The following is a 22,701-nucleotide window of genomic DNA, read 5'->3' as shown; positions in this document are numbered from 1 at the left end:
TCATTTAGAGTACGAAACGATGTTCCGCTGGTTTGAGAATAGATTGAATCCGTTTCCGGCCGAGGAGCCGGTCGAGCCGCCGAAGACGCTGCTGGCCTTCTGCATCCATTATACGCGCGGCGTATGGCCCTACATCGCTATCGATGCCGTTCTGATCGCGGCGATCGCTGTTGCCGAAGTGTGGATGTTCGGCTTCCTCGGCCATATCGTCGACTGGCTGTCGGCGCAGAACCGCGAGACCTTCCTGCAGACCGAGAAGTGGAAGCTGGCGGGCATGGCCTTCGTCGTGCTTTTCGTGCTGCCCGGGACCGTGTGGTTCCATTCGCTGCTCAACCAGCAGACGGTGATGGGCAACTATCCCATGCGCATTCGCTGGCAGGTGCATCGCTATCTGCTCAAGCAGTCGATGACCTTCTACCAGGACGAGTTCGCCGGCCGCATCGCCACCAAGCTGATGCAGACCGCGCTTGCCGTGCGCGAATGCGTCATCAAGCTCATCGACGTGCTCAACTACGTCATCGTCTACTTCCTGGGCATGCTGGTGATCGTCGGCTCCGCCGACTGGCGCCTGGCGGTGCCGCTCGCCGTCTGGCTGATCGGCTATCTGGTGCTGCTGAAATACTTCATCCCGCGCCTCGGCAAGGTCGGCGAGGAACAGGCCGACGCCCGCTCGACGATGACCGGACGCGTCGTCGACAGCTACACCAACATCCAGACGGTCAAGCTGTTCTCGCATGCCAAGCGCGAGGCCTCCTTCGCCAAGGAAGGCATGGCGAGCTTCCTCGACACGGTCTACCGGTCGATGCGGCTGGTCACCAAGCTCTATGGCGTGCTCTACGTTTTGAACTCGCTGCTCCTGTTCTCGGTCGCGGCGCTTTCGATCTGGCTGTGGCTCGGCGAAATGGTGACGATCGGCGCGGTCGCCGTGGTCATCGGTCTGGTGCTGAGGCTCTGGGGCATGTCGCAGTGGATCATGTGGGAGATGTCGGCGCTGTTCGAGAATATCGGCACGGTGCATGACGGCATCGGCTCGATCTCGCTGCCGCGTCTGGTCGAGGACAAGCCGAACGCGAAGGAGCTCGAAGTCCACAAGGGCGAGATCCGCTTCGACGACATCCGCTTCCACTATGGCAAGCAGAAGGGTGTCATCGAAGGCCTGTCGCTGACGGTGAAGCCCGGCGAGAAGGTCGGCATCGTCGGCCGCTCGGGCGCCGGCAAGTCGACGCTGGTCAACCTGTTGCTGCGCTTCTACGACCTGGAAGGCGGGCGCATCCTGATCGACGGCGACAACATCGCCGAGGTCACGCAGGATTCGCTGCGCGCCCATATCGGCATGGTCACGCAGGATACCTCGCTGCTGCATCGTTCGGTCAGCGACAACATCCTCTATGGCCGCCCCGATGCCGGCGAGGAAGCGATGGTCGAGGCCGCGCGCCGCGCCGAGGCGCTCGGCTTTGTCGGAGCTCTGGCCGACGCCAAGGGTCGCAAGGGCTTCGATGCCCATGTCGGCGAGCGCGGCGTCAAGCTGTCCGGCGGTCAGCGCCAGCGTATCGCCATCGCCCGCGTCATGCTGAAGGACGCGCCGATCCTCATCCTCGACGAGGCAACGTCGGCGCTCGATTCGGAAGTGGAGGCTGCGATCCAGGAGAACCTCTACAAGCTGATGCAGGGCAAGACCGTCATCGCCATCGCGCATCGCCTGTCGACCATCGCGGCGATGGACCGGCTGGTGGTGATGGATCAGGGCCGCGTCATCGAAGAGGGCACGCATGACGAGCTGGTCGCCAAGGGTGGGCTCTATGCCCAGCTCTGGCAGCGCCAGTCGGGCGGCTTCCTGCTGCATGACGATCCCGGACACGAACCGGCGGCCAGGATGGGCGTCGACGTGACCGAGGAAGCAGCAGAATAGGTTTTTGCCCTGCACCATCCGCGCCGGTCGGCGCGGATGGTGCCCTTTGGACTGTCGAAAACGAATCCACGGCGTCCGGCGTCGATAGAATCCGGGCGCCGGACCTCAGTCCTCAGGGACCCGCATCCGCGTGAGTGAAGAAGATGTTCGCCAAAGTCTTCGACTGGTTTGAGACCCGCTATTCCCCCGTTGCGCTGGCAAAAGACCGCCAGCCGCCAATGGGGCTTTGGAATTTTTTCCGTTATTTCATCATGCAGTTCCGCGCGGGTTTCGCGATGCGCATGCTGTTCGTTGCGGCGGGCGCTGTCGTGGACGCGATGTTGCCGATCTTCGTCGGCATCATCGTCGGCATGCTGGCGAGCTCCGATCCGCACAGCTTCTTCACAGAGCATGGAACGATGCTGGTCTTCATGGCCTGCGTCGTCTTCCTGCGGCCGTTCACCATCGTCCTCGACGCGCTTGTCCGCAACCACGCGATCGCGCCGAACTTCATCGATCTCATCCGCTGGCAGAGCCATTGGCACGTCACGCGGCAGGACTGGACGTTCTTCCAGAACGATTTCGCCGGCCGCATCGGCACCAAGGTCATGCAGAGCGGCGATTCCATCGAGATCGCCGTCAACCTGACCATCGATACTGTCTGGTATGCGGTGGTGTTCGTCGCGGTGGCCGTCACCGTGCTGGCGCAGTTCGACCTCACGCTGGTCGCGGCGATCGTCGTCTGGCTGGTGTTCTACGGTCTGCTGCTCAGATACTGCATGCCGCTGATCGCGCAGCGTTCGACGGACCTTTCGGAACAATGGTCGGTGATGAGTGGCCGCATCGTCGACAGCTACACCAACATCCTGACGCTGAAGACGTTTTCGACCGGAGAGCATGAGGACAGGTATGTGTCGCAGGCGGTGGTCGAACACGCCAAGACTTTTTACCGGCTGATGCGCGTGTTCACCGGCATGTGGTCGGCATTGTTCGTCATGAACGCCAGCCTGCTGGTTGCCATCAGCTGGCTGGCGCTGGCGCGCTGGAGCACGGGCGGAATGAGTGCCGCGGCGGTGGCCACGGCCATCCCCTTTGCACTGCAGATCGCGGGCATCTCCTACCGGATCCTGGATGCCGGCGGGAACATCTTCCGGCAGATCGGCACGGCCGGCAACTCGATGACCACCATCGCCAAGCCGATCAGGATGCTCGACAGGCCCGACGCCAGGGCGCTGCGGGTGACCAAGGGCGCGATTGAACTCGACCGGGTCAATTTCAACTACGGGCGCAAGGACGGAAAAGGCGGCCTCATCGAGAACCTGTCGCTGAAAATCGCGCCGGGTGAGAGGGTGGGTGTCGTCGGCCGTTCGGGCGCCGGCAAATCGACGCTGGTGAACCTGTTGCTGCGCCTCTACGACGTCCAGGACGGCCGCGTCCTGATCGACGGGCAGGATGTGCGCGACGTGACGCAGGAGAGCGTGCGCGCCGCGATCGGCTTCGTCAGCCAGGACACGTCGCTGCTGCATCGCTCGGTGCGCGAGAATCTGAAATACGGGCGCCAGGACGCCACCGATGCCGACATGTCACGCGTTGTGGATGCGGCCCATGTCGCCGATGTCGTCGCCGGTCTGGTGGACCGCGAAGAGCGGACCGGCTTCGATGCCCATGTCGGCGAACGCGGCGTCAAGCTGTCGGGCGGACAGCGCCAGCGCATCGCCATCGCTCGTGTCATGCTGAAGGACGCGCCGATCCTGATCCTCGACGAGGCAACCTCGGCGCTGGATTCGGAAGTCGAAGCGGCGATCCAGGAGAACCTCAATCGCTTGATGGAAGGCAAGACCGTGATCGCCATCGCCCACCGGCTCTCGACCATCGCGGCGATGGACCGGTTGGTGGTGATGGATCAGGGCCGCATCATCGAGGAAGGTTCGCACGACGAGCTGGTGGGCAGGGGCGGGCTCTATGCCCAGCTCTGGCAACGCCAGTCGGGCGGCTTCCTGCCGAACGACGGTCCCGCGCAGGAACCTGTCGTCAGCGCGAAGGCGGAGCTGACCGAAGAGGCGGTGGAGCGATGACATGGGGCGGCCCATACCGATCTTCGGCGGTGTTTGCGGCCGGTCCGGTTACTATCGCGAAGACGTGAATCGGAACAAAAGGATGAGCGTGGCATTTGATGCCTTGAATCAGTTCGTTCAAGCCATGAGTGAGGACACTGGCTGGTGAGCACCGGAGGATTCCGAGACCGCATCTGGCGTACCGTCGAGGGCACCATCGACCCGTTCAGCGACACGGATCGGGAAGTGCTGCCGGCGGATGCCTGGCGGTTCATTCTTTATTTCGCCAACCAGGCCAAGGGCGCGTTCCTTTTGCTTCTGGTCACCGGCGGCCTCGCGGGCGCCGTCGATGCGGCCATGTACTGGTCGGTCGGCTGGCTGATCGACCTGCTCGATAAATCGTCGCCGGCCGCATTGCTACGCGATCATTGGCTGGCGCTGGTCGGGCTCTTGTTCCTCATCCTTGTGGTGCGCGCCGTCATCATGATCGCCTCGGCGATCGTCGAGCAGCAGGTGGTGGTGCCGGGTTTCTATTCCATGGTGCGCTGGCAGGCGTTCCGCCGAGTGATCCAGCAGCCCTACGGCTTCTACCAGAACGACTTTGCCGGCCGCATCGCCACCAAGATCATGCAGGGCGGCGAGGCCGTCGGCGATTTCATCATCAACGTCCTGCAGACCATGTGGTCGTTCCTGACCTTCCTGATCCTGGCGATCACCATCCTGGTCTCGCTCGATCCGCTGATGGGCGTTGTCGTGGCTTTGTGGTTCGCCGGTTACGCCGGCATCGTCTGGTTCCTCCTGCCTGAAATGCGGCGCGCCGGGCGCGAGACCGCCGACCAGCGCTCGGTCTTCAACGGCCGGCTGGTCGACGCCTTCACCAACATCGTCGCGGTGAAGCTGTTCGACAGCGGCAAGCGCGAGCATGCCTATATCCGCGACGGGCTGGAGGGGTTCCTGACGGCGGTGGTGCGGTTGACCCGTGCCATCACCACCGTCCGCTCCTCGGTCGCCATCCTCAACGGCATCATGATGAGCCTGATCGCCGTCATCGCGGTGTTGAACTGGACGACCGGCCATATCTCGACGGGCGCGATAGCGGCCGCGCTCGGCCTCGTCTTCCGGCTTAACCAGATGTCGGGCTGGATGATGTTCAACATCAACGGGCTGGTGCGCAACTACGCCACCATCCAGGACGCCACGCGAACCATCTCGGTGACGCCGGCCATCCGCGATTCGGAAAATGCCGTCGCCATGCCGCGCTCCAGCGGCGACATCCGCTTCGAGAACGTCTCCTTCCACTATGGCAAGGAAGGCGGCGTCATCGACAATCTGAACCTCCACATCCGCCCGGGCGAGCGCGTCGCGCTGGTCGGGCCGTCGGGCGCCGGCAAGACGACTGTCGTAAACCTGATGCTCAGGCTGTTCGATGTCGAAAAGGGCCGCATCCTCATCGATGGCCGCGACATCCGCGACCTGACGCAGGCGTCGCTGCGCGCCCAGTTCGGCGTGGTCAGCCAGGAAGCGATGCTGATGCACCGCTCGATCCGCGACAATATCGGCTATGGCCGCGAAGGCGCCTCCGACGCCGAGATCGTCGAGGCGGCCAGGCGGGCCGCCGCGCACGACTTCATCGTCGACGTCGAGGATCCACGCGGTCGCAAGGGTTATGAGGCGCAGGTCGGCGAGCGCGGCGTCAAATTGTCCGGCGGCCAGCGGCAGCGGGTGGCGATTGCCCGCATGATGCTGAAGGACGCGCCGATCCTCATTCTCGACGAGGCGACCTCGGCGCTCGATTCGGAGGTCGAGGCGGCGATCCAGGACAATCTCTATCAACTGATGGAGGGCAAGACCGTCCTCGCCATCGCGCATCGGCTCTCCACCATCGCGGCACTCGACCGGCTGGTGGTGATGGACAAGGGCCGAATCGTCGAGGAAGGCACCCATGACGAGTTGGTGGCGCTCGACGGTCTTTATGCCCGGCTGTGGAAACGCCAGTCCGGCGGCTTCCTCTTCAACGAGCAAGACCCGCTGGACGAGACCAGGGCGGCGGAGTGAGGCGATGGCCGTCTCGTTCGCCTATCTGTTGCAGCCTCTCCAGCCGACGGCGCCGCCGTTCCAGCCATTGCTGGAGGAAAGCCGGCGGAACGGTTTTGATATGCTGGCGCGGCTCGGGAGCAATTGGACCGAAGGCGGCAATCGTTTTGACGCGATGGGCGAGATGCTTTTGGGCGCATGGCGCGACGGCGAGCTGGCAGGCGTGTGCGGCCTCAACATCGATCCTTATGTCGCCGGGCGCCGACAGGGCAGGGTGCGGCACCTCTATGTTGGCGAAGCCCATCGCCGGCGCGGCGTGGGCGCCATGCTGGTCGGCGCGGTGATCGACGCCGCCGGCCGGCACTTTTCCGTGCTGAACACCCGTGCACCGGTCGAGGCGCATCGTTTCTACGAATCGCTGGGTTTCCAACGCGTCCAGCAGGACTTCGTCACGCATCGCCTGATGTTGGACGGGCGTTTGCATCAGCCTGCTCTCGAGGAAAGGCACTGAATGTCGTTGCGCCCTCCCTCCCGTTTCTCCGGCAATTCCGCCTCCGAAATGCTGTTCGATGCGCTCGGCCACGAAATCCTGGCCGAGAAGGCGGCGGCGCTCGGCAGGGCTGGCGAACGGGCAGAAAAAGCCATCGCTCGCCTGCGCGCCCATGCCGGCGATGAGCCCGGCCGGGTCAAACTGCTCAAGGAGGCGGCGGACGCGGTCTATGCCTGGTTCATCCAGCGCGAATTGTGCGGCTTCCGTCGTCACGATGCGGTGATCCGCGACCTTGAAATCCCGCGCGAAGTGCTTGTCAGGCTGGGTGCGGGCTAGGATCGTTTCCCGGCGCGGCATTTGTCCCCGCGACAATCTGCCCTGTCGTGCTCACCCGACTGGACAAAAACGGGCCGCACGCATAAACCGAAATCCAAATGCCGGAGGAATTCGCTAGCCTGTTGCCATGCGCTGTCGGGCCGGTGCGAATTGAGCGGGGATGCTCAAGCGGGACAGGGGGCTCGCCCTTCGGCACGGAAGAGGCGAAAGGACCAGGCACCCGTGAGCGCAACCGACGATACCCACGACCCCAATCGCCGTGATTTTCTTTATATCGCCACCGGCATGGCCGGCGTTGTCGGCGCGGCTTCGGTCGCCTGGCCGTTCATCGACCAGATGCGGCCCGACGCCTCGACGCGCGCGCTGGCCTCGGTCGAGGTGGACGTGTCCTCGCTGACCCCCGGCATGTCGCTGACCGTCAAGTGGCGTGGCAAGCCGGTCTTCATCCGCAACCGTACCCCGGAAGAGGTGAAGGCCGCGCAGGAAGTCAAGCTGGACGAGCTGAAGGACCCGCTCGCCCGCAACGCCAACCTCGCCTCGGATGCCCCGGCGAACGACGTTGACCGCTCCGCCGGCAAGGGCAAGGAGAACTGGCTGGTGATGATCGGCGTGTGCACCCATCTCGGCTGCATCCCGCTCGGCCAGCAGGGCGATTTCGGCGGCTGGTTCTGCCCGTGCCATGGTTCGCAATACGACACGTCCGGCCGTATCCGCCGGGGCCCGGCGCCGGAAAACATGGCCGTGCCGGTCTTTTCATTCATCTCCGATACCAAGATCCGCGTCGGCTGAGGCAGGGGGACATATCCATGAGCGAGGGACACTCGACCTATACGCCCAAGACCGGCATCGGACGCTGGTTCGACGCGCGCATGCCGCTGCCGAGGCTCGTCTATGACAGCTTCGTCGCCTATCCGGTGCCGCGCAACCTGAACTACATGTGGACGTTCGGCGGCATCCTGTCGATCATGCTGGTGGCGCAGATCCTCACCGGCATCGTGCTGGCCATGCACTACACCTCCGACACGAACCTCGCCTTCGGTTCGGTCGAGAAGATCATGCGCGACGTCAACAATGGCTGGCTGCTGCGCTACATGCACTCCAACGGCGCGTCGTTCTTCTTCATCGCCGTCTACATGCACATCTTCCGCGGTCTCTATTACGGCTCCTACAAGGCGCCGCGCGAGCTGCTGTGGATCCTGGGCTGCATCATCTACCTCCTGATGATGGCGACCGGCTTCATGGGCTACGTGCTGCCGTGGGGCCAGATGAGCTTCTGGGGCGCCACCGTCATCACCGGCTTCTTCACCGCCATTCCGTTGGTCGGCACCTGGATCCAGGAGCTGCTGCTCGGTGGCTTCGCGGTCGACAATCCGACGCTGAACCGCTTCTTCGCGCTGCACTACCTGCTGCCGTTCATGATCGCCGGCGTCGTTATTCTGCACGTCTGGGCGCTGCACGTGGTGGGCCAGTCGAACCCGACCGGCATCGAGGTGAAGTCGAAGACCGACACCGTCGCCTTCACGCCCTACGCGACCATCAAGGATGCGTTCGCGATGATCGTGTTCCTGGCGCTGTTCGCCTACTTCATCTTCTACATCCCGAACTATCTCGGCCATCCCGACAACTACATCGTTGCCGATCCGCTGAAGACGCCGGCCCACATCGTTCCGGAATGGTACTTCCTGCCGTTCTACGCGATCCTGCGCGCCATCACCTTCAACATCGGGCCGATCGATTCCAAGCTCGGCGGCGTGCTCGCCATGTTCGGCGCCATCGCCATGCTGTTCCTAGTGCCGTGGCTCGACACCTCGAAGGTCCGTTCGGCTGTCTACCGGCCCTGGTACAAGCTGTTCTTCTGGCTGTTCGCGATCGACGCCATCCTGCTCGGCTGGCTGGGCTCGCGTCCGGCGGAAGGCTCCTATGTGCTGATGGCGCAGCTGGCGACGCTGTTCTACTTCGCCTTCTTCCTGATTATCATGCCGGTGCTCGGGCTGATCGAGACGCCGCGGCGTCTGCCCAACTCGATCACCGAGGCGGTTCTGGAAAAGAACAAGTCCGGCTCCGGGCATCCGTCGGGCGCCACCGCCGCTCCGGAAACCAAGGGCTGAGCGTCAAGAGAATCCAGGGGATATTGGTATGAAGAAGATTCTCATTTCGCTCGCGGCGGTCTCCGCGCTCTTCGTCGGCGCGGCCGCCTATGCCGAGGAAGCGGGCAAGGCAGGGGAGGCTTCGCATGAGGCCAACCCGACGCATTTCCCGATCCACAAGCCGAAGGAGATGAACTGGACCTTCGCGGGGCCGTTCGGCACCTACGACAAGGCACAGCTGCAGCGCGGCCTGAAAGTGTACAAGGAAGTGTGCTCGGCCTGCCACTCGATGAAGCTGGTGGCTTTCCGCACGCTCTCCGACCTCGGTTACTCGGAAGCGCAGGTCAAGGCCTTCGCCGCCGGCTACACCGTTCCGGATGGCCCGAACGACGCCGGCGAGATGTTCGAGCGCCCCGGCATTCCTTCCGACTATTTCCCGTCGCCCTATCCGAACGACAAGGCCGCTGCCGCGTCGAACGGCGGCGCGGTTCCGCCTGATATGTCGCTGCTTGCCAAGGCGCGCGGCATCGAGCGCGGCTTCCCGCAGTTCGTCATCGACATCTTCACGCAGTACGCCACCGGCGGTCCGGACTATATCCACGGCCTGATCACCGGCTACGACCAGCAGCCGCCGGCCGGCATGACCGTTCCCGAAGGCACGCACTACAACCCGTATTTCAACGCGGGTGTGTCGCTGAAGATGCCGAAGCCGATCTCCGACGGCCAGGTCACCTATGACGACGGCGCGCCGCAGACGGTCGAGCAATATTCGGAAGACGTTTCCGCCTTCCTGATGTGGGCCGCCGAGCCGCATCTGGAAGACCGCAAGAAGACCGGCTTCCGCGTCATGATCTTCCTCTTGCTGTTCGCGGTGCTGATGTATCTGACCAAGCGCAAGGTGTGGTCGAACGTCGCTCACTGACGCCTGGGACATCCTGTTTTCCGCAAGGGCCGGCCTGTTCGTTCAGGCCGGCCCTTTGCATTTGCGGGTGGCGTCACATGGCTGTCACCGAGCCGGAAGAAGCTCCGCCGTCTCCCTCGCAAAGGATGTCTCCCATGCGCAAAACCAGCCTGCTTGCCGGCCTCTTCCTCATCGTCCTGACCGCCACCGGCCAGGCCGAAGAGGCCAAGCCCTTCCTCACCAATACCGATGTCGATCTGACCGCGATCCTGCCGTCGCCGCCGGCCAATGATTCGGCCAAGACCAAGGCCGAAATCGCCGAGGTGCTGACGATGCAGCTCACCCGCACGCCCGAAATGGAAGCACGCGCCAAGGCCGACGCCGAAGAGAACGTCTGGCGCTTCGCCGACGTCATGGGTCCGAAGTTCACCAAGGAGACGCTGCCCAAGCTCGACGCCTTCTTCGAACGCGTCGCGGCCACCGAAGGCGCGGTCGTCGATCCCGCCAAGGACACCTGGAAGCGTCCCCGCCCGCATATGCTGAGCGACATGGTCAAGCCCATCGTCAAGCCGTCCACCTCGGGCTCCTGGCCGTCGGGTCACACCACGGTTGGCACCATGATGGGCATCATCCTGTCCAACATGGTTCCCGAAAAGCGGCCTGAGATCATGGCGCGCGCCTGGGAATACGGTAACAACCGCGTCGTTGCCGGCATCCATTATCCGTCCGACATCGAAATGGGCCGCATCTCCGGCGCGGTGATCGCCTCCAACCTGCAGCACAACGCCGAATTCGAGGCCGAATACAATGCGGCCAAGGCGGAACTGCGCGCCGATCTCGGCATGTAGGAAGCCTGCCTCCGGGCCAGTCTTCGATACCACAACCGTCAGGAAAGGGCGCCCAGGTGGCGCCCTTTTTGTTGTTTCAGCCTGGCGCATGCCAATGGACACCCTGACGCGCGCATGTTTACGTAGCCAACGGGGGAGGGCGTCGAATCGGAGAGAAAAGCCGTGGTCGGTTCATCTCACTCGACTTCCGTTGCCCCCAACATCCGCGAGCGTGTCATTCAAAAAGTCGCCTGGCGGCTTTTGCCCTTCCTGGGCCTGCTCTATTTCGTCAATTATCTCGACCGCACCAATATCGGTTTCGCGGCACCCCACGGCATGAACGATGCGCTGGGCTTCGACAAGGCGGCCTTCGGGCTCGCCTCGGGCATCTTCTTCATCGGCTATCTGCTGCTCGAAGTGCCCAGCAATCTGATGCTGCACAAGGTCGGCGCGCGCCGCTGGATCGCGCGTATCATGGTCAGCTGGGGCATCGTCGCCTCTGCGATGGCGTTCGTGCCCAACGGGCTCACCATGTATGCGCTGCGCTTCGTGCTCGGCATCGCCGAGGCGGGCTTCTTCCCAGGCATCATCCTCTACCTGACGCTGTGGTTCCCCAAGCGTGAACGCGCGCGGGCGGTGGCATTGTTCATGGTGGCGATACCGCTGTCGTCGGTATTCGGTTCGCCGCTGTCGGCCTGGCTGATCGCCACCGGCCATGGCGTGTTGTTCGGGCTCGACGGCTGGCGCTTCATGTTCCTGGTCGAGGGCCTGCCGGCGGTGCTGCTCGGCGTGATGTGCTGGTTCTACCTGACCGACCGGCCGCAGGACGCGGCCTGGCTCGACGCCGACGAGCGCACCTGGCTGCAAAACGAGATGGATACCGAACGTGTCCAGACCGCGCAGCGCTATCACTATCCGCTGGTCAAGGCGCTGACGCAGCCGCGCATGCTGGCGCTGGCCTTCGTCTATTTCGGCATCGTCTACGGGCTCTATGCGGTCGGCTTCTTCCTGCCCACGATCATCGCTGGCTTCCAGCAGACCTTCAACACGCACTACTCGTTGGTCGAGCAGGGCTTCATCGTCGCCGTCCCCTACCTGTTCGGCGCCGTCACCATGTATCTGTGGGCGCGCCACGGCGACAGCACCCGCGAACGTGTCTGGCATGTGGCGATCCCGGCCATTGTCGGCGGGCTCGCCATTCCCGTCGCGCTCTACATGCAGTCACCCTTCACCACGATGATCGCGGTGACGATCTGCGCCATGGGCATCTGCGCGGCGCTGCCCACCTTCTGGGCGCTGCCCACCATGTTCCTCACAGGTGCTGCGGCGGCGGGTGGCATCGCCCTCATCAACTCGCTCGGCAATCTCGCCGGCTTTGTCGGCCCTTATGTGACCGGCTGGCTGACCGACCTGACCGGAAACCCGAAGGCCGGACTGTGGCTGGTCGGCGCCTTCATGGTCGCTGCGGGCCTCGTCGCGGTGGCGCTGAAGGCGGCACCGGAGCCGGACGATCCGCGCGCCACCGAGCCCGACACCCTGGCCTGAGCGGGGCAGGCCACGGGTCGCGGCCGAAAATGCGAGGCCATGCCGGCTTCGCACTTTCCTTTGCCCGCGCCAGTCTCTATCGATGGGGCGGCACGACATGGATTCCCGATGACATCTTCTTCGACCGACACGCTGCTGGCCTCGATCCGCACCATTCCGGACTATCCGAAGCCCGGCATCCTGTTTCGTGACATCACCACGCTTCTCGGCAATGCCCAGGCCTTCCGGCGCGCCATCGACGAGCTGGTGCATCCCTATGCCGGCCGCAAGGTCGACAAGATCGCCGGCATCGAGGCGCGCGGCTTCATCCTCGGCGGCGCCGTCGCCCACCAGTTGTCGGCCGGCTTCGTGCCGATCCGCAAGAAGGGCAAGCTGCCGCACGAAACCGTGCGCGTCGCCTACAGCCTGGAATACGGGCTGGACGAGATGGAGATGCACAAGGACGGCGTGGCGCCGGGCGAAAAGGTCATCCTGATCGACGACCTGATCGCCACCGGCGGCACGGCGGAGGCGGCGGTCAAGCTGCTGCGCCAGATCGGCGCCGATATCATCGCCGCCTGTTTCGTCATCGATCTGCCGGACCTCGGCGGCCGCAAGAAGCTCGAGGCGCTCAATGTGCCGGTGCGTACCCTGATGGCCTTCGACGGCCACTGAAGGGTTCCTTTCCAATTCCGTTGGCCTCGGGCCGCGCGTCCAATCCACGTCCTGCACCGCACCGGCGCGTCAGCGTTCCGGCATGGATTCCTGACACGCACCGCTCCCTGCGGTCGCTCACGCGGCCGGGAATGACGAGTTGCATGGGCGGTCTCGCCAATTGTCCATGCCCAGCCTCGCATCAATGTCGTTGCGAACGGCAGCGATCCCTAAAACCGTCTGCGCGAACAACGGCGGTCCCCTAAACCCGTCGGTGCGAACGACAGTGGCCGTCAAAACCGTTGCGATCAGAACCGCGCGATTGGCGAAAGCGCTCGAGGACATCCGTCATTCCCGACCGCGTGAGCGAGGAACGAGCGAAGCGTGTCGGGAATCCATGCCGGAACACTGACGCGTCGGCACGGTGCGGGATGTGGATTGGATGCGTGGAGGAAGACGCAGGTCGAAAGAAAGAACCTTGTCCGTTCAATCCCTTGCCGAAAACCACGCGAAAAATCGTGCGCGGATTTGTTCACGCCGCTCGCCTTCAGTCGACAATCGGCGCATCGCCCTCACGGGAACCTGGTGCGCACCGGGTATCAGGGAGGGCGCCGGTGCCGGACTGGCAGCGCTAACGGTGGCGCTGTCTGGTGACGAGCCCTAAGTCCGGGCCCTGGAAAAACCCGGCCGCCGCGAATGGCGGCTTCGAGGCCCGAAGTCTGCCGTCGCGAAGGACGGCGAGGTCGGTCCGGGGCAAGAACACTGGCGGGGCGCCCGGAAGGCGCCACGTACTGTTTGCTAAGAGGCACCGACCCGGCGCCCCGCTTCCCACCTCCCTCAAGGGGAGTGTTTTTTGACAATGGCCAGACTGCGAAAAGCAGGGCGTGGCGATGAAGAAGTGTATCAACGCGTCATCGCGTCGACGCGACTGCGCCGCCGTCATTCCGGCCGAGCGCAGCGAGAGCCGGAACCCATTGGCCGCTTCATCGTCTGGCACGGCCCGGTCCTCGTCCTGAACCGTTCACGCAGCCGAACCGGCGCCGCATCTTTCACCGCCGCCCACGCGAACCCAGGTCCCGGCCGTGCTGCTCAATGGGTTCCGGGTCGGCGCTCGGCTTCGCCTCGCTGGCCCGGAATGACGAAGGCGTGGGATGCCGCTCCGTCATATCCCTCTCGTCACATCCCCCTGACAGCCCGAAACAGAGTGAAGGCGGCGACCGCCATCAGAAGCAGGCCGGCGCCGCGTCCCATCCAGATGGTGGCGGCGTGGTTGTCGGTCAGCGCATCGCGACCGCGCAGCGCCGCCAGTGCCAGGCCGCCATAGACGGCCATCTGCACGGTGACGGTCATCGTCCCCATGATCAGAGCCTGCAGCCAGATCGGGCCGTAGATCGGTTTCATGAATTGCGGGTAGACGGCGAGCACAAACAGCCAGGCCTTGGGGTTGAGCACGCAGGTGAGCATGCCCTGCGCCAGGATCGTGCCGAGCGGGCGTGCCGCCGCCGCCTCGACCGTGTCGACGGAAATCGCGCTGCGGGCAAGCGTGTAGCCGATCCACATCATGTAGAGCGAGCCGGCCACCATCATGACGGGGGCGACGACCGGCAGCAGGGTCGACAGACCGGTGACGAAGACAGTGCCGAAGATGGTGTGGCAGATGCCGCCGAGCATGATGCCGACCGTTGCCGCGATGCCTGCCTGACGCCCGCCGCTGAGCGCATTGGCCAGCACGAAAAGCATATCCATGCCGGGCACGACGATGATGCCGACGAGCAGAACGAAATAGAGCCACAAGGCGCTGGCATCCATCGGCGACATCCCCCGCGGGACGAGATGGATGCGCCCCAACGACGCTCCTTCGTCCTCTTCAATGGCCGATCAGATAGCGTAGTGCTCCTGACAACTTGGTGTCAGGAGGCGACGGCGGGCCGGGTTCAAAGTGCCTATTCGGCCTTCACCAGCACCGAGCTTTCGAACTCGATCACCTTGTCGCCGGTGGAATCGAAGGCCTCGCACAGGATTGTCAGCAGCCGCCAGCCCGGCCGCGAGGCGAGCGGGCGATGGGCGACGCCGGTGCGGGTGAAGGTGACGGTCTCGCCGGCGAAGACCGGTTTCAGCCATTTCAGATTGCGGAAGCCGGGGGAGGGACCGAATTCCGGCTCCGCGCCGGGGCCTTTCCAGACCGCGCCGGTTGGTCTCGGCGTTGTCAGGTTGTACTTCATCCAGGTGGCGGCGGTGTGCCAGCCTGACGCGCACAGACCACCGAGCAGGCTGTGCTTGGCGGCTTCCTCGTCGACATGGAAGATCTGCGGGTCGTATTTGCGGGCGAAGGCCTTGATCTCCTCGGGCTCGAAGCGGTGCGAGCCGAGGGTGACGGTGGTGCCGATGCCGAGATAGTCGTCGAGGCTCATGCGTCGGCTCCCGCGCGTGTCAGGAACATGCCGGTGTTCTCCAGTTCGAACACGGTCTCGCCGCGCTGGTTGAACAGTTCGGCGCGCATGGTGACGAAGCCGAGCCGGGGTTTGGATTTGGACAGCCGCTTGGCAAGGATGGTGATTTTGCCAGTCAGCGTGTCGCCGGCGAGCACCGGCTTCTTCCATTTGACATGGTCGACGCCGGGCGCGCCTTGCGAGGTGGAGTCGAGAATGAAGGCGTCGCAGATCATGCGCATGAACATCGCGCATGTGTGCCAGCCAGAGGCGGAGAGGCCGCCGAGCAGGCCGGCCTTGCCGGCTTCCTCGTCGAGATGCATCGGCTGGAAGTCGAACTCGGAGGCGAATTCGATGATTTCGGCCGCCGTCACATGTTTGGGTCCGAGATCGATCGCCGCGCCTTCGGCGAAATCCTCGTAGGCCCATTTCTTGCCGGTCATCGCGCAATCCCGTTCAAGCTTGTACTATTACTTTGAACGCTGCCGTCCCGTCCCGCAAGGCTTGGCCGGGCTTGGCGCAGCGGTTTGCCCGTTCAAAGCCAACCGCGCCGGCGGAAGTACCAGTAGGGCAGCACCGCCGACACGATCATCAGGCCGATGGCAAGCGGGTAGCCGACCTGCCATTTCAATTCCGGCATCGCCTCGAAATTCATGCCGTAGATCGATGCCACCAGCGTCGGCGGCAGGAAGATGACGGCGGCCACCGAGAAGATCTTGATGATGGCGTTCTGTTCGATCGAGATCATGCCGAGCGTGGCGTCGAGCAGGAAGCCGATCTTCTGCGACAGGAAGGCGGAATGGTCGGCCAGCGAAACGACGTCGCGCGAAAGCGTCTTGATGCGGGCGCGGCTGTCCTTGCCCATCTTGGTCTGCGTGGCGGCATGGGTCAGGAAACCGGCCAGCCGCTGTAGCGAGATCAGGCTGTCGCGTACGCTGGAGGCAAGGTCTTCCTTGCGGCCGATGCTCTTCAGGAGCTCCTGGAAGTCGCGGTTGCGGCGCGAGGCGCTGGTGGCGGTCGCCTCGAAGATGTCATGCGAGATCGTCTCGATGTCGCGGCCGATCTTTTCGAGGATATCGGCCAGCCGGTCGACGATCGCCTCGAGCAGGCCGACCAGGATGGTGTCGGCGCTGGTGCAACCGGTCGCCACCTTTTCGGCGCGCAGCGGGAAGGTCTTGAAGGCGCGCGGCTCATGATAGCGCACGGTGACGAGGCGCTTGTTGGCGAGGGCAAAGGTGACCGGCGACATTTCCGGTTTGTCGGCTTCGGTCTGCGAGGGAAGGTTGGCGGTCATGAAATATCCGCCGTCCTCGACATAGAGGCGCGAGGAAACCTCGATCTCCTCCATCTCCTCGCGGGTCGGCACGGCGATGCCGAACACCGTCTCGACGGCCGTCTCTTCTTCCTTGGTGGGATTGAAAAGGTCGACCCAGACGATGCTGTCGCGCTGTTCTTCGAGGTAGTCGGCAACGCGCAGCCGATCATTGTCCACGACGAAGGCCTTGATCATCGCGTGGTCTCCCATGCCGAGGGCTGTTTCGAGGGGACGCCGGGCCGGGAAAGCTGGTCGGCGCAAGGGCGCGATAGACCCGGCGGCTGGCCGCGTCAAGCCGCAACGGCCACCGGACGCCGCGGCTGCTGCAGTCACGGTCGTAAAGACGCGCCTGCGATCAGAAAAATTCGTCGAGCAGGCGGTAGTAGGCGAGCTTGCCGCTATCGATGTCCGGCGCACCGTAGTGGGCAAGGAAGGGGTCGACCCATTGCGGGCCGAGATTATGGTGGATGCTCCAGCAGGCGAGCGCAAGGTCCTGGCAGCGGTCGGCGACACCGAGGCGGCCGCAGTCGATGAAGCCCGAGAAACGGTCGCCGTCGACCATGAAATTCGGCAGGCAGGCGTCGCCATGGGTGACGACGAGGTCTTCGCTGGAGGGTCGCAAGGCGATGACATCGCCGAAAACATCGTCCGCCGTGCGCCCCATGCGCTCGTCGTCGAAATCCTCCTCGTCGACGAGACCGGCCTCCAGATGCGCCCTGGCGTCGGCGATGCGGTGTTCGAGCCGGTGGTCGAAGGGGCAGGAACGGATATCCAGCGCATGCAGGTTACGCAGCGCCCCGGCCATCACGGCGATGGCCTTTTCGGCGGACAGCGGGCCAGCCGAAACCAGATCCCGCCCAGGCATGGCACTCATCAGCAGCCAGTCGCGGCCGGCATGGGTTTCGAAAGCCAGCACCTCGGGACAGGCAACGCCCTGACCGGCAAGCCAGCGCAGGCGCTCCACCTCGGCGGGCAGTTCGGCATGGCCCCCACTTTCCTCGACTTTCAGGAACAATCGGGGCCGGTCAGTCGCCTCCAGCCTGAACACGCCGGCATCCGAATGGCCAAGCGTGTCTCGGTCCCAGGCATAGCCCGCGATCATCGCGCGGATAGCCGGTGGAAGGTCAAGTTCAGGGCTGGCGTGCGCCGTCATCGATCCGGATCAGGTGTTGAACTTGAACAGCATCACGTCGCCGTCCTGGACGACATATTCCTTGCCTTCGTCACGCGCCTTGCCGGCCTCCTTGGCCGCCACTTCGCCACCCAGGGTGATGAAGTCGTTGTAGGCGATGGTCTGGGCACGGATGAAGCCGCGCTCGAAGTCGGTGTGGATGACGCCGGCCGCGCCGGGCGCCTTGGTGCCGCGCTCGATCGTCCAGGCGCGGGTTTCCTTCGGGCCCGCGGTGAAATAGGTGATCAGGTGCAGGAGGTCGTAGCCGGCGCGGATCAGCTTATCGAGGCCAGGTTCCTCCAGCCCCATGGAAGCGAGGAATTCGAGCTCCTCGGCATCGGGAAGCTGCGCCACCTCGGCCTCGATGGCGGCGGAGATCACCACGGTGCCGGCGCCCTGCGCTTCGGCCATCTTCTCGACGGCGCGCGTGTGTTCGTTGCCGGTCGCGGCATCGCCCTCGGCGACGTTGCAGACATAGAGCACCGGATGCGAGGTGAGCAGGTTCAGCCCCTTCAGGATAGCGAGATCCTCGGGCGCGATGCCTTTCAGCAGCACGCGCGCCGGCTTGCCGTCCTGCAGCAGCTTCAGCGCCTCTTCCATCATCGGCAGGACGGTGCTTGCTTCCTTGTCCTTGCCGCCGGCGCGCTTGCGGATCTGCACGATCCGGCGCTCCAGGCTTTCAAGGTCGGCGAGCATCAGTTCGGTCTCGACCGTGTCGGCGTCGGCTACCGGGTCGATCTTGCCCTCGACATGGGTGATGTCGTCATCCTCGAAGCAGCGCAGCACATGCACGACGGCATCGACCTCGCGGATGTTGGCGAGGAACTGGTTGCCCAGTCCTTCGCCCTTCGAGGCGCCGCGCACCAGGCCGGCGATGTCGACGAAGGAGATGCGCGTCGGGATGATTTCCTTCGACTTGGCAACGTCGGCGATCTTCCGCAGGCGTTGATCCGGCACCGCCACTTCGCCGGTATTCGGCTCGATGGTGCAGAAGGGATAGTTCGCCGCCTGCGCGGCCGCGGTGCGCGTCAGCGCGTTGAACAGCGTGGACTTGCCGACGTTGGGCAGCCCAACGATGCCGCATTTGAAACCCATGATGATGTGGTCCTATCGGGAACTAAGAATTTGCTCAGGCTATGGGCGAAAGGGTCGATGATCGTCAAGCCTTTCGGCCTATGCGGCTCAGTCCTTGTTGCCAAACAGCTTCTTCAGCATCGCCGCCATCGGCCCGCTTTCGGGAAGCTTCGCGGCAGGCTGCTGCGGCCTGGCCTGGCGGATATGGCTCTGCGCCTTGGGCGAGGCCGGCTCTTTCGGCGGCTTTGGCGGCGGCGTGTCGTTCGGTCCGGTCGGCTGCAGCTTATCGCGCAGGGCCAGCGTCACGCGGTTCATGAAGGAGTTGTCGTCGCCCTTGGCGATCTGCTCGGCGCTGTCGGCCATGGCCTGGAGCAGCACGTCCAGCCATTCCTGGTCGGATTTGGAAAAGTCGCCCAGCACATGGCCGTGCACCATTTCCTTGGCACCGGGATGGCCGACACCGATGCGCACGCGCCGGTAATCCTTGCCGATATGCTGGTCGAGCGAGCGGATGCCGTTGTGGCCGGCGGAACCGCCGCCTGTCTTGACACGCACCTTGCCGGCCGGGAGTTCGATCTCGTCGTAGAAGACGGTGACGGCCGAAGGTTCGAGCTTGTAGAAGTGCAGCGCCTCGCCAACCGCCTGGCCGGACAGGTTCATGAAAGTCTGCGGCTTGATGAGAAGTATTTTCTCGCCGCCGATCCTGCCTTCGGCGATCTCGGCCTGGAATTTTCTCGACCAGGGCGAAAAGGAATGGCGGCGGGCGATAGCGTCCGCCGCCATGAAACCGACATTGTGCCGGTTGTTGGCATATTTCGCGCCCGGATTGCCGAGACCTGCAAACACAAGCATGGTTGCGGCGCTCCCGGGCGGCGAAACTTACTTCTCTTCGGCTGCGGCCTCAGCGACCGGGGCAGCGGCTTCCGCTTCCTCGGTCTCCGGCTTCATCGCGGCCGAACCGGCGATGGTGGCGATGGTGAAGTCGCGGTCGGAAATGACCGGCTTCACGCCCTTCGGCAGCTTGACCGACGAGATGTGGATGGAATCGCCGATGTCTGCACCGGAGAGATCCACGGTGATGAATTCCGGGATCGCATTGGCCGGGCAGTGGAACTCGACTTCGTGGCGCACGATGTTCAAGACACCGCCGCGCTTGATGCCGGGCGACTTTTCTTCGTTGATGAAGTGCACCGGAACGTCGACATTGACCTCGGTGTCCTTGCCGATGCGCAGGAAGTCGACATGCATCGGGAAGTCCTTGACCGGATCAAGCTGATAGTCCTTCGGCAGGACCTGGATCTTCTTGCCGTCGACATCGATCGTGGCGACCGTGGTCAGGAAACCACCGCCATGGATCTTGTAGAAGATGTCCTTGTAGGACAGGGCGATCGCCAGGGGAGGCTGCTTGTCGCCGTAAATAACTGCAGGCACTTTACCGTTGCGGCGAACTTCACGGGCGGACCCCTTACCGACCTGTTCGCGCGCCTCGGCCTTGAGCTCGTAAGTGTCGTGGCTCATGGCATTTCCTTTCGCGTTGCTGGAGCATCTCCGGTGCCCGGCGTGCCGGTCTCCGAAAATGTCGAAAGCCGCCATCCGTGCGCGACCACAAAAACCGGAAAGTGCTTTTTGGGGTCTTGCGAGCCTGGCGGCCCTCAGCCGCGTTGCCTCCAAGGGTGTCTACGCGGGTGGCGGCTCTATAGCGGAAGGCGGCCAAACGCGCAAGCGTGGCCGCCTTTGCCGGACTATGCCGCCTTGGCGGCCTTGCCCTTGGCTTCCTTCATGTTGGGCAGGAAGATGGTGAGCAGGCCGAGCAAGGGCAGGTACGAGCAGATCTGGTAGACGAAGTCGATGCCCTTGGCATCCGCGACCACGCCGAGGATAGCAGCGGCGATGCCGCCCATGCCGAAGGCGAAGCCGAAGAAGATGCCGGCGATCATGCCGACGCGGCCCGGCACCAATTCCTGCGCGAACACCACGATGTTGGAGAAGGCCGAGGACAGGATGAGACCGATCAGGATGGTGAGGATCACCGTCCATTCCAGATTGGCATAAGGCAGGATCAGCGTGAACGGCAAGACGCCGACGATGGAGAACCAGATCATCGCCTTCTGGCCGTAGCGGTCGCCGAATGGCCCGCCGAGCAGGATGCCGAGCGCGGAGGCGCCGAGGAAGGCGAACAGAAGCACCTGGGACATCTGCACCGAAACGCCGAACTTATGGATGGTGTAGAAGGTGTAGTAGCTCGACAGGCTGGCGATATAGGCGTTCTTCGACAGCACCAGCACGGTGAGGATGACCAGCGCCCAGGCGACGCGGTTGCGCGGGAAGGGCGACACATGGGTGGCTGCCGGGCGATTGCCGCTCGCCTTGCGGAACCGGATGTACCAGTTGCCGACCTGCCAAAGCACGATGATGCCGATCAGCGAGCCGATGGCGAACCAGGAGATGCTGGTCTGGCCGAAGGGCACGACGATGAAGGCCGCCAGCAGCGGGCCCATCGCCTGGCCGGCATTGCCGCCGACCTGGAACAGCGACTGGGCAAGGCCGTGCTTGCCGCCAGACGCCAGCCTGGCGATGCGCGACGATTCCGGGTGAAAGATCGACGAGCCGATGCCGATCAGCGAGGCGCCGATCAGAAGCAGCCAATAATGGCCGGCATAGGCGAGCACGATCAGCCCGACCAGCGACGAGGCCATGCCCCAGGGCAGGGAAAAGGGCATCGGCCGCTTGTCGGTGACCATGCCGACCACCGGCTGCAACAGCGAGGCGGTGACCTGGAAGGTGAAGGTCAAAAGGCCGATCTGCCAGAAATCGAGGCGATAATTGTCCTTAAGAAGCGGATAAATGGCCGAAAGCAGCGACTGCATGATGTCGTTGATGAAATGGCCAAAGCTCACTGCCAGGATGACGGTGAAGGCTGTGGTGGTCGCTGCGGTCGCGCGACCGGCCGTCGCTGCGGTATCGGTCAAGATCATGCTCCTTGGGTATGTCTGCGGCAGGCTGCCGCGCGGGAGCTTATAATCCCGTTGTCACCCTACTTCTTTCGTGGTTTGGTCCATTTATTACGCAAGTGGGCCAATGCCATGCCAATGAGCGTCTCCTACCGGGAAGCGCCGGTCGAGCAACTCTACAAGCTGCACAGGGAACGTCTGGAGTGGCTGGAGCGCGTGCGCGACCTCATCGTGGCGCTGCCGTCGGAATATCCCGACGGCTATACGGTGCCGGACCATCACCACAACCGCAGCCAGTTGCTGCATGCCCTGGCCGGCGTGGTTCTGGTGAAAACCCAATATGGGCGCTGGATGGTGCCGCCCGACCACGCCATGTGGATCCCGGCCGGCATCGAGCACGCGGTGGACATGTTGGGCAATGTCTCGATGCGGTCGATCTATGTCGCGCCCAATGCCGTCGAGGGCCTGCCGACACGGCTGCGCGTGGTGGGCGTCAGCGACCTGATGCGCAGTCTGATCATCGAGGCCGTCACCCTGCCGACTGAACAGCCTCCCAGCGAACGGGCGGCGCTTTTGATGGCGCTGCTCTTGCACGAGATCCCGACCATGCCGGAGCGGCCGCTCGGCCTGCCTTTTCCGGCCGACGCCCGCATCGCCACGCTTTGCCGTCGCTTCGTCGCCGAGCCATCGCCTCATGCGACGATCGACGACTGGGCGGAGACGGTGGGTATGAGCCGGCGTACCTTCACCCGCGTCTTCCACCGCCAGACCGGCCTGTCGCTGTCGACCTGGCGCCAGCAGGCGCTGCTGTTCGCGGCGCTGCCCAGGCTGGCCGATGGCGAGCCGATCACCCGCGTCGCGCTCGATCTCGGCTATGACAGCGTGCCGGCCTTCACCACCATGTTCAAGCGCATGCTGGGTACGTCGCCGAGAGGGTATCTGCGCGGGGCGAGGGAGGTGGGGTGA

21 protein-coding genes are annotated in these 22,701 nt (G+C 64.0%); 12 read left to right on the top strand and 9 right to left on the bottom strand.

The genetic code is table 11. The features are described 5' to 3' along the window. Positions 1-19 precede the first annotated feature (19 nt). From QFZ88_RS07015 to QFZ88_RS06965, 11 genes are all read left to right on the top strand, one after another. Positions 20-1,909: an ABC transporter ATP-binding protein gene (locus tag QFZ88_RS07015; RefSeq protein WP_024925527.1), complete on the top strand. Its 1,890-nt coding sequence runs from the start codon at positions 20-22 to the stop codon at positions 1,907-1,909. Between the two features lie 143 nt (positions 1,910-2,052). Beyond that, positions 2,053-3,963, top strand: a complete 1,911-nt coding sequence (locus QFZ88_RS07010) for an ABC transporter ATP-binding protein (protein ID WP_024925526.1) — start codon at positions 2,053-2,055, stop codon at positions 3,961-3,963. Between the two features lie 144 nt (positions 3,964-4,107). After that, the gene (locus QFZ88_RS07005; RefSeq protein WP_024925525.1) at positions 4,108-5,997 is read left to right on the top strand and encodes an ABC transporter ATP-binding protein; all 1,890 of its coding nucleotides are present in this window, start codon (positions 4,108-4,110) and stop codon (positions 5,995-5,997) included. A gap of 4 nt (positions 5,998-6,001) precedes the next feature. After that, positions 6,002-6,487, top strand: coding sequence for a GNAT family N-acetyltransferase (locus QFZ88_RS07000; protein WP_024925524.1), 486 nt, complete (start codon positions 6,002-6,004; stop codon positions 6,485-6,487). Further along, on the top strand, positions 6,488-6,802 hold the full coding sequence (locus tag QFZ88_RS06995) for a DUF6665 family protein (protein ID WP_024925523.1): 315 nt from the start codon (positions 6,488-6,490) through the stop codon (positions 6,800-6,802). 222 nt (positions 6,803-7,024) lie between these two features. Then, positions 7,025-7,591, top strand: a complete 567-nt coding sequence (gene petA / locus QFZ88_RS06990; RefSeq protein ID WP_024925522.1) for a ubiquinol-cytochrome c reductase iron-sulfur subunit — start codon at positions 7,025-7,027, stop codon at positions 7,589-7,591. Between the two features lie 17 nt (positions 7,592-7,608). Next, positions 7,609-8,910: a cytochrome b gene (locus QFZ88_RS06985; RefSeq protein ID WP_024925521.1), complete on the top strand. Its 1,302-nt coding sequence runs from the start codon at positions 7,609-7,611 to the stop codon at positions 8,908-8,910. A 28-nt stretch (positions 8,911-8,938) separates the two neighbouring features. Next, complete coding sequence (locus QFZ88_RS06980; RefSeq protein WP_024925520.1) at positions 8,939-9,811, top strand: cytochrome c1; 873 nt, start codon at positions 8,939-8,941, stop codon at positions 9,809-9,811. Positions 9,812-9,945: 134 nt separating this feature from the next. After that, positions 9,946-10,638: an acid phosphatase gene (locus QFZ88_RS06975; protein WP_024925519.1), complete on the top strand. Its 693-nt coding sequence runs from the start codon at positions 9,946-9,948 to the stop codon at positions 10,636-10,638. 162 nt (positions 10,639-10,800) lie between these two features. Then, complete coding sequence (locus QFZ88_RS06970) at positions 10,801-12,162, top strand: MFS transporter (protein ID WP_024925518.1); 1,362 nt, start codon at positions 10,801-10,803, stop codon at positions 12,160-12,162. A gap of 108 nt (positions 12,163-12,270) precedes the next feature. Beyond that, a complete protein-coding gene (locus tag QFZ88_RS06965) occupies positions 12,271-12,816 on the top strand; it encodes an adenine phosphoribosyltransferase (protein ID WP_024925517.1) in 546 nt (181 codons plus the stop codon). A 1,155-nt stretch (positions 12,817-13,971) separates the two neighbouring features. Here QFZ88_RS06965 and QFZ88_RS06960 read toward each other — a convergent pair. From QFZ88_RS06960 to QFZ88_RS06920, 9 genes are all read right to left on the bottom strand, one after another. Next, a complete protein-coding gene (locus tag QFZ88_RS06960) occupies positions 13,972-14,604 on the bottom strand; it encodes a LysE family translocator (RefSeq protein ID WP_024925426.1) in 633 nt (210 codons plus the stop codon). 134 nt (positions 14,605-14,738) lie between these two features. Further along, the gene (locus QFZ88_RS06955) at positions 14,739-15,206 is read right to left on the bottom strand and encodes a MaoC family dehydratase (protein ID WP_024925425.1); all 468 of its coding nucleotides are present in this window, start codon (positions 15,204-15,206) and stop codon (positions 14,739-14,741) included. After that, on the bottom strand, positions 15,203-15,667 hold the full coding sequence (locus QFZ88_RS06950; RefSeq protein ID WP_024925424.1) for a MaoC family dehydratase: 465 nt from the start codon (positions 15,665-15,667) through the stop codon (positions 15,203-15,205). The genes QFZ88_RS06955 and QFZ88_RS06950 overlap by 4 nt, the downstream gene beginning before the upstream one ends. Before the next feature lie 92 nt (positions 15,668-15,759). Further along, positions 15,760-16,734, bottom strand: a complete 975-nt coding sequence (corA, locus tag QFZ88_RS06945) for a magnesium/cobalt transporter CorA (RefSeq protein WP_024925423.1) — start codon at positions 16,732-16,734, stop codon at positions 15,760-15,762. Positions 16,735-16,894: 160 nt separating this feature from the next. Continuing rightward, on the bottom strand, positions 16,895-17,692 hold the full coding sequence (locus tag QFZ88_RS06940; protein WP_024925422.1) for an APH(3')-II family aminoglycoside O-phosphotransferase: 798 nt from the start codon (positions 17,690-17,692) through the stop codon (positions 16,895-16,897). A gap of 9 nt (positions 17,693-17,701) precedes the next feature. Beyond that, positions 17,702-18,805 (bottom strand): redox-regulated ATPase YchF, encoded by a 1,104-nt coding sequence (gene ychF, locus QFZ88_RS06935; RefSeq protein ID WP_024925421.1) that lies wholly within the window; start codon positions 18,803-18,805, stop codon positions 17,702-17,704. An 87-nt stretch (positions 18,806-18,892) separates the two neighbouring features. After that, positions 18,893-19,636: an aminoacyl-tRNA hydrolase gene (gene pth, locus QFZ88_RS06930; RefSeq protein WP_024925420.1), complete on the bottom strand. Its 744-nt coding sequence runs from the start codon at positions 19,634-19,636 to the stop codon at positions 18,893-18,895. A 27-nt stretch (positions 19,637-19,663) separates the two neighbouring features. Beyond that, positions 19,664-20,302, bottom strand: a complete 639-nt coding sequence (locus tag QFZ88_RS06925; RefSeq protein WP_024925419.1) for a 50S ribosomal protein L25/general stress protein Ctc — start codon at positions 20,300-20,302, stop codon at positions 19,664-19,666. Positions 20,303-20,526: 224 nt separating this feature from the next. After that, positions 20,527-21,753, bottom strand: a complete 1,227-nt coding sequence (locus QFZ88_RS06920) for an MFS transporter (protein ID WP_024925418.1) — start codon at positions 21,751-21,753, stop codon at positions 20,527-20,529. A gap of 114 nt (positions 21,754-21,867) precedes the next feature. On the opposite strand from QFZ88_RS06920, the gene QFZ88_RS06915 reads away from it, so the two are divergent. Further along, complete coding sequence (locus QFZ88_RS06915) at positions 21,868-22,701, top strand: AraC family transcriptional regulator (RefSeq protein ID WP_024925417.1); 834 nt, start codon at positions 21,868-21,870, stop codon at positions 22,699-22,701.

The organism is Mesorhizobium sp. YL-MeA3-2017 (assembly GCF_030814575.1).
Taxonomy (GTDB): Bacteria; Pseudomonadota; Alphaproteobacteria; order Rhizobiales; family Rhizobiaceae; genus Mesorhizobium; species Mesorhizobium terrae.
The sequence above is the reverse complement of the archived record's forward strand: the minus strand, read 5'-3'. Positions and strand labels throughout refer to the sequence as shown.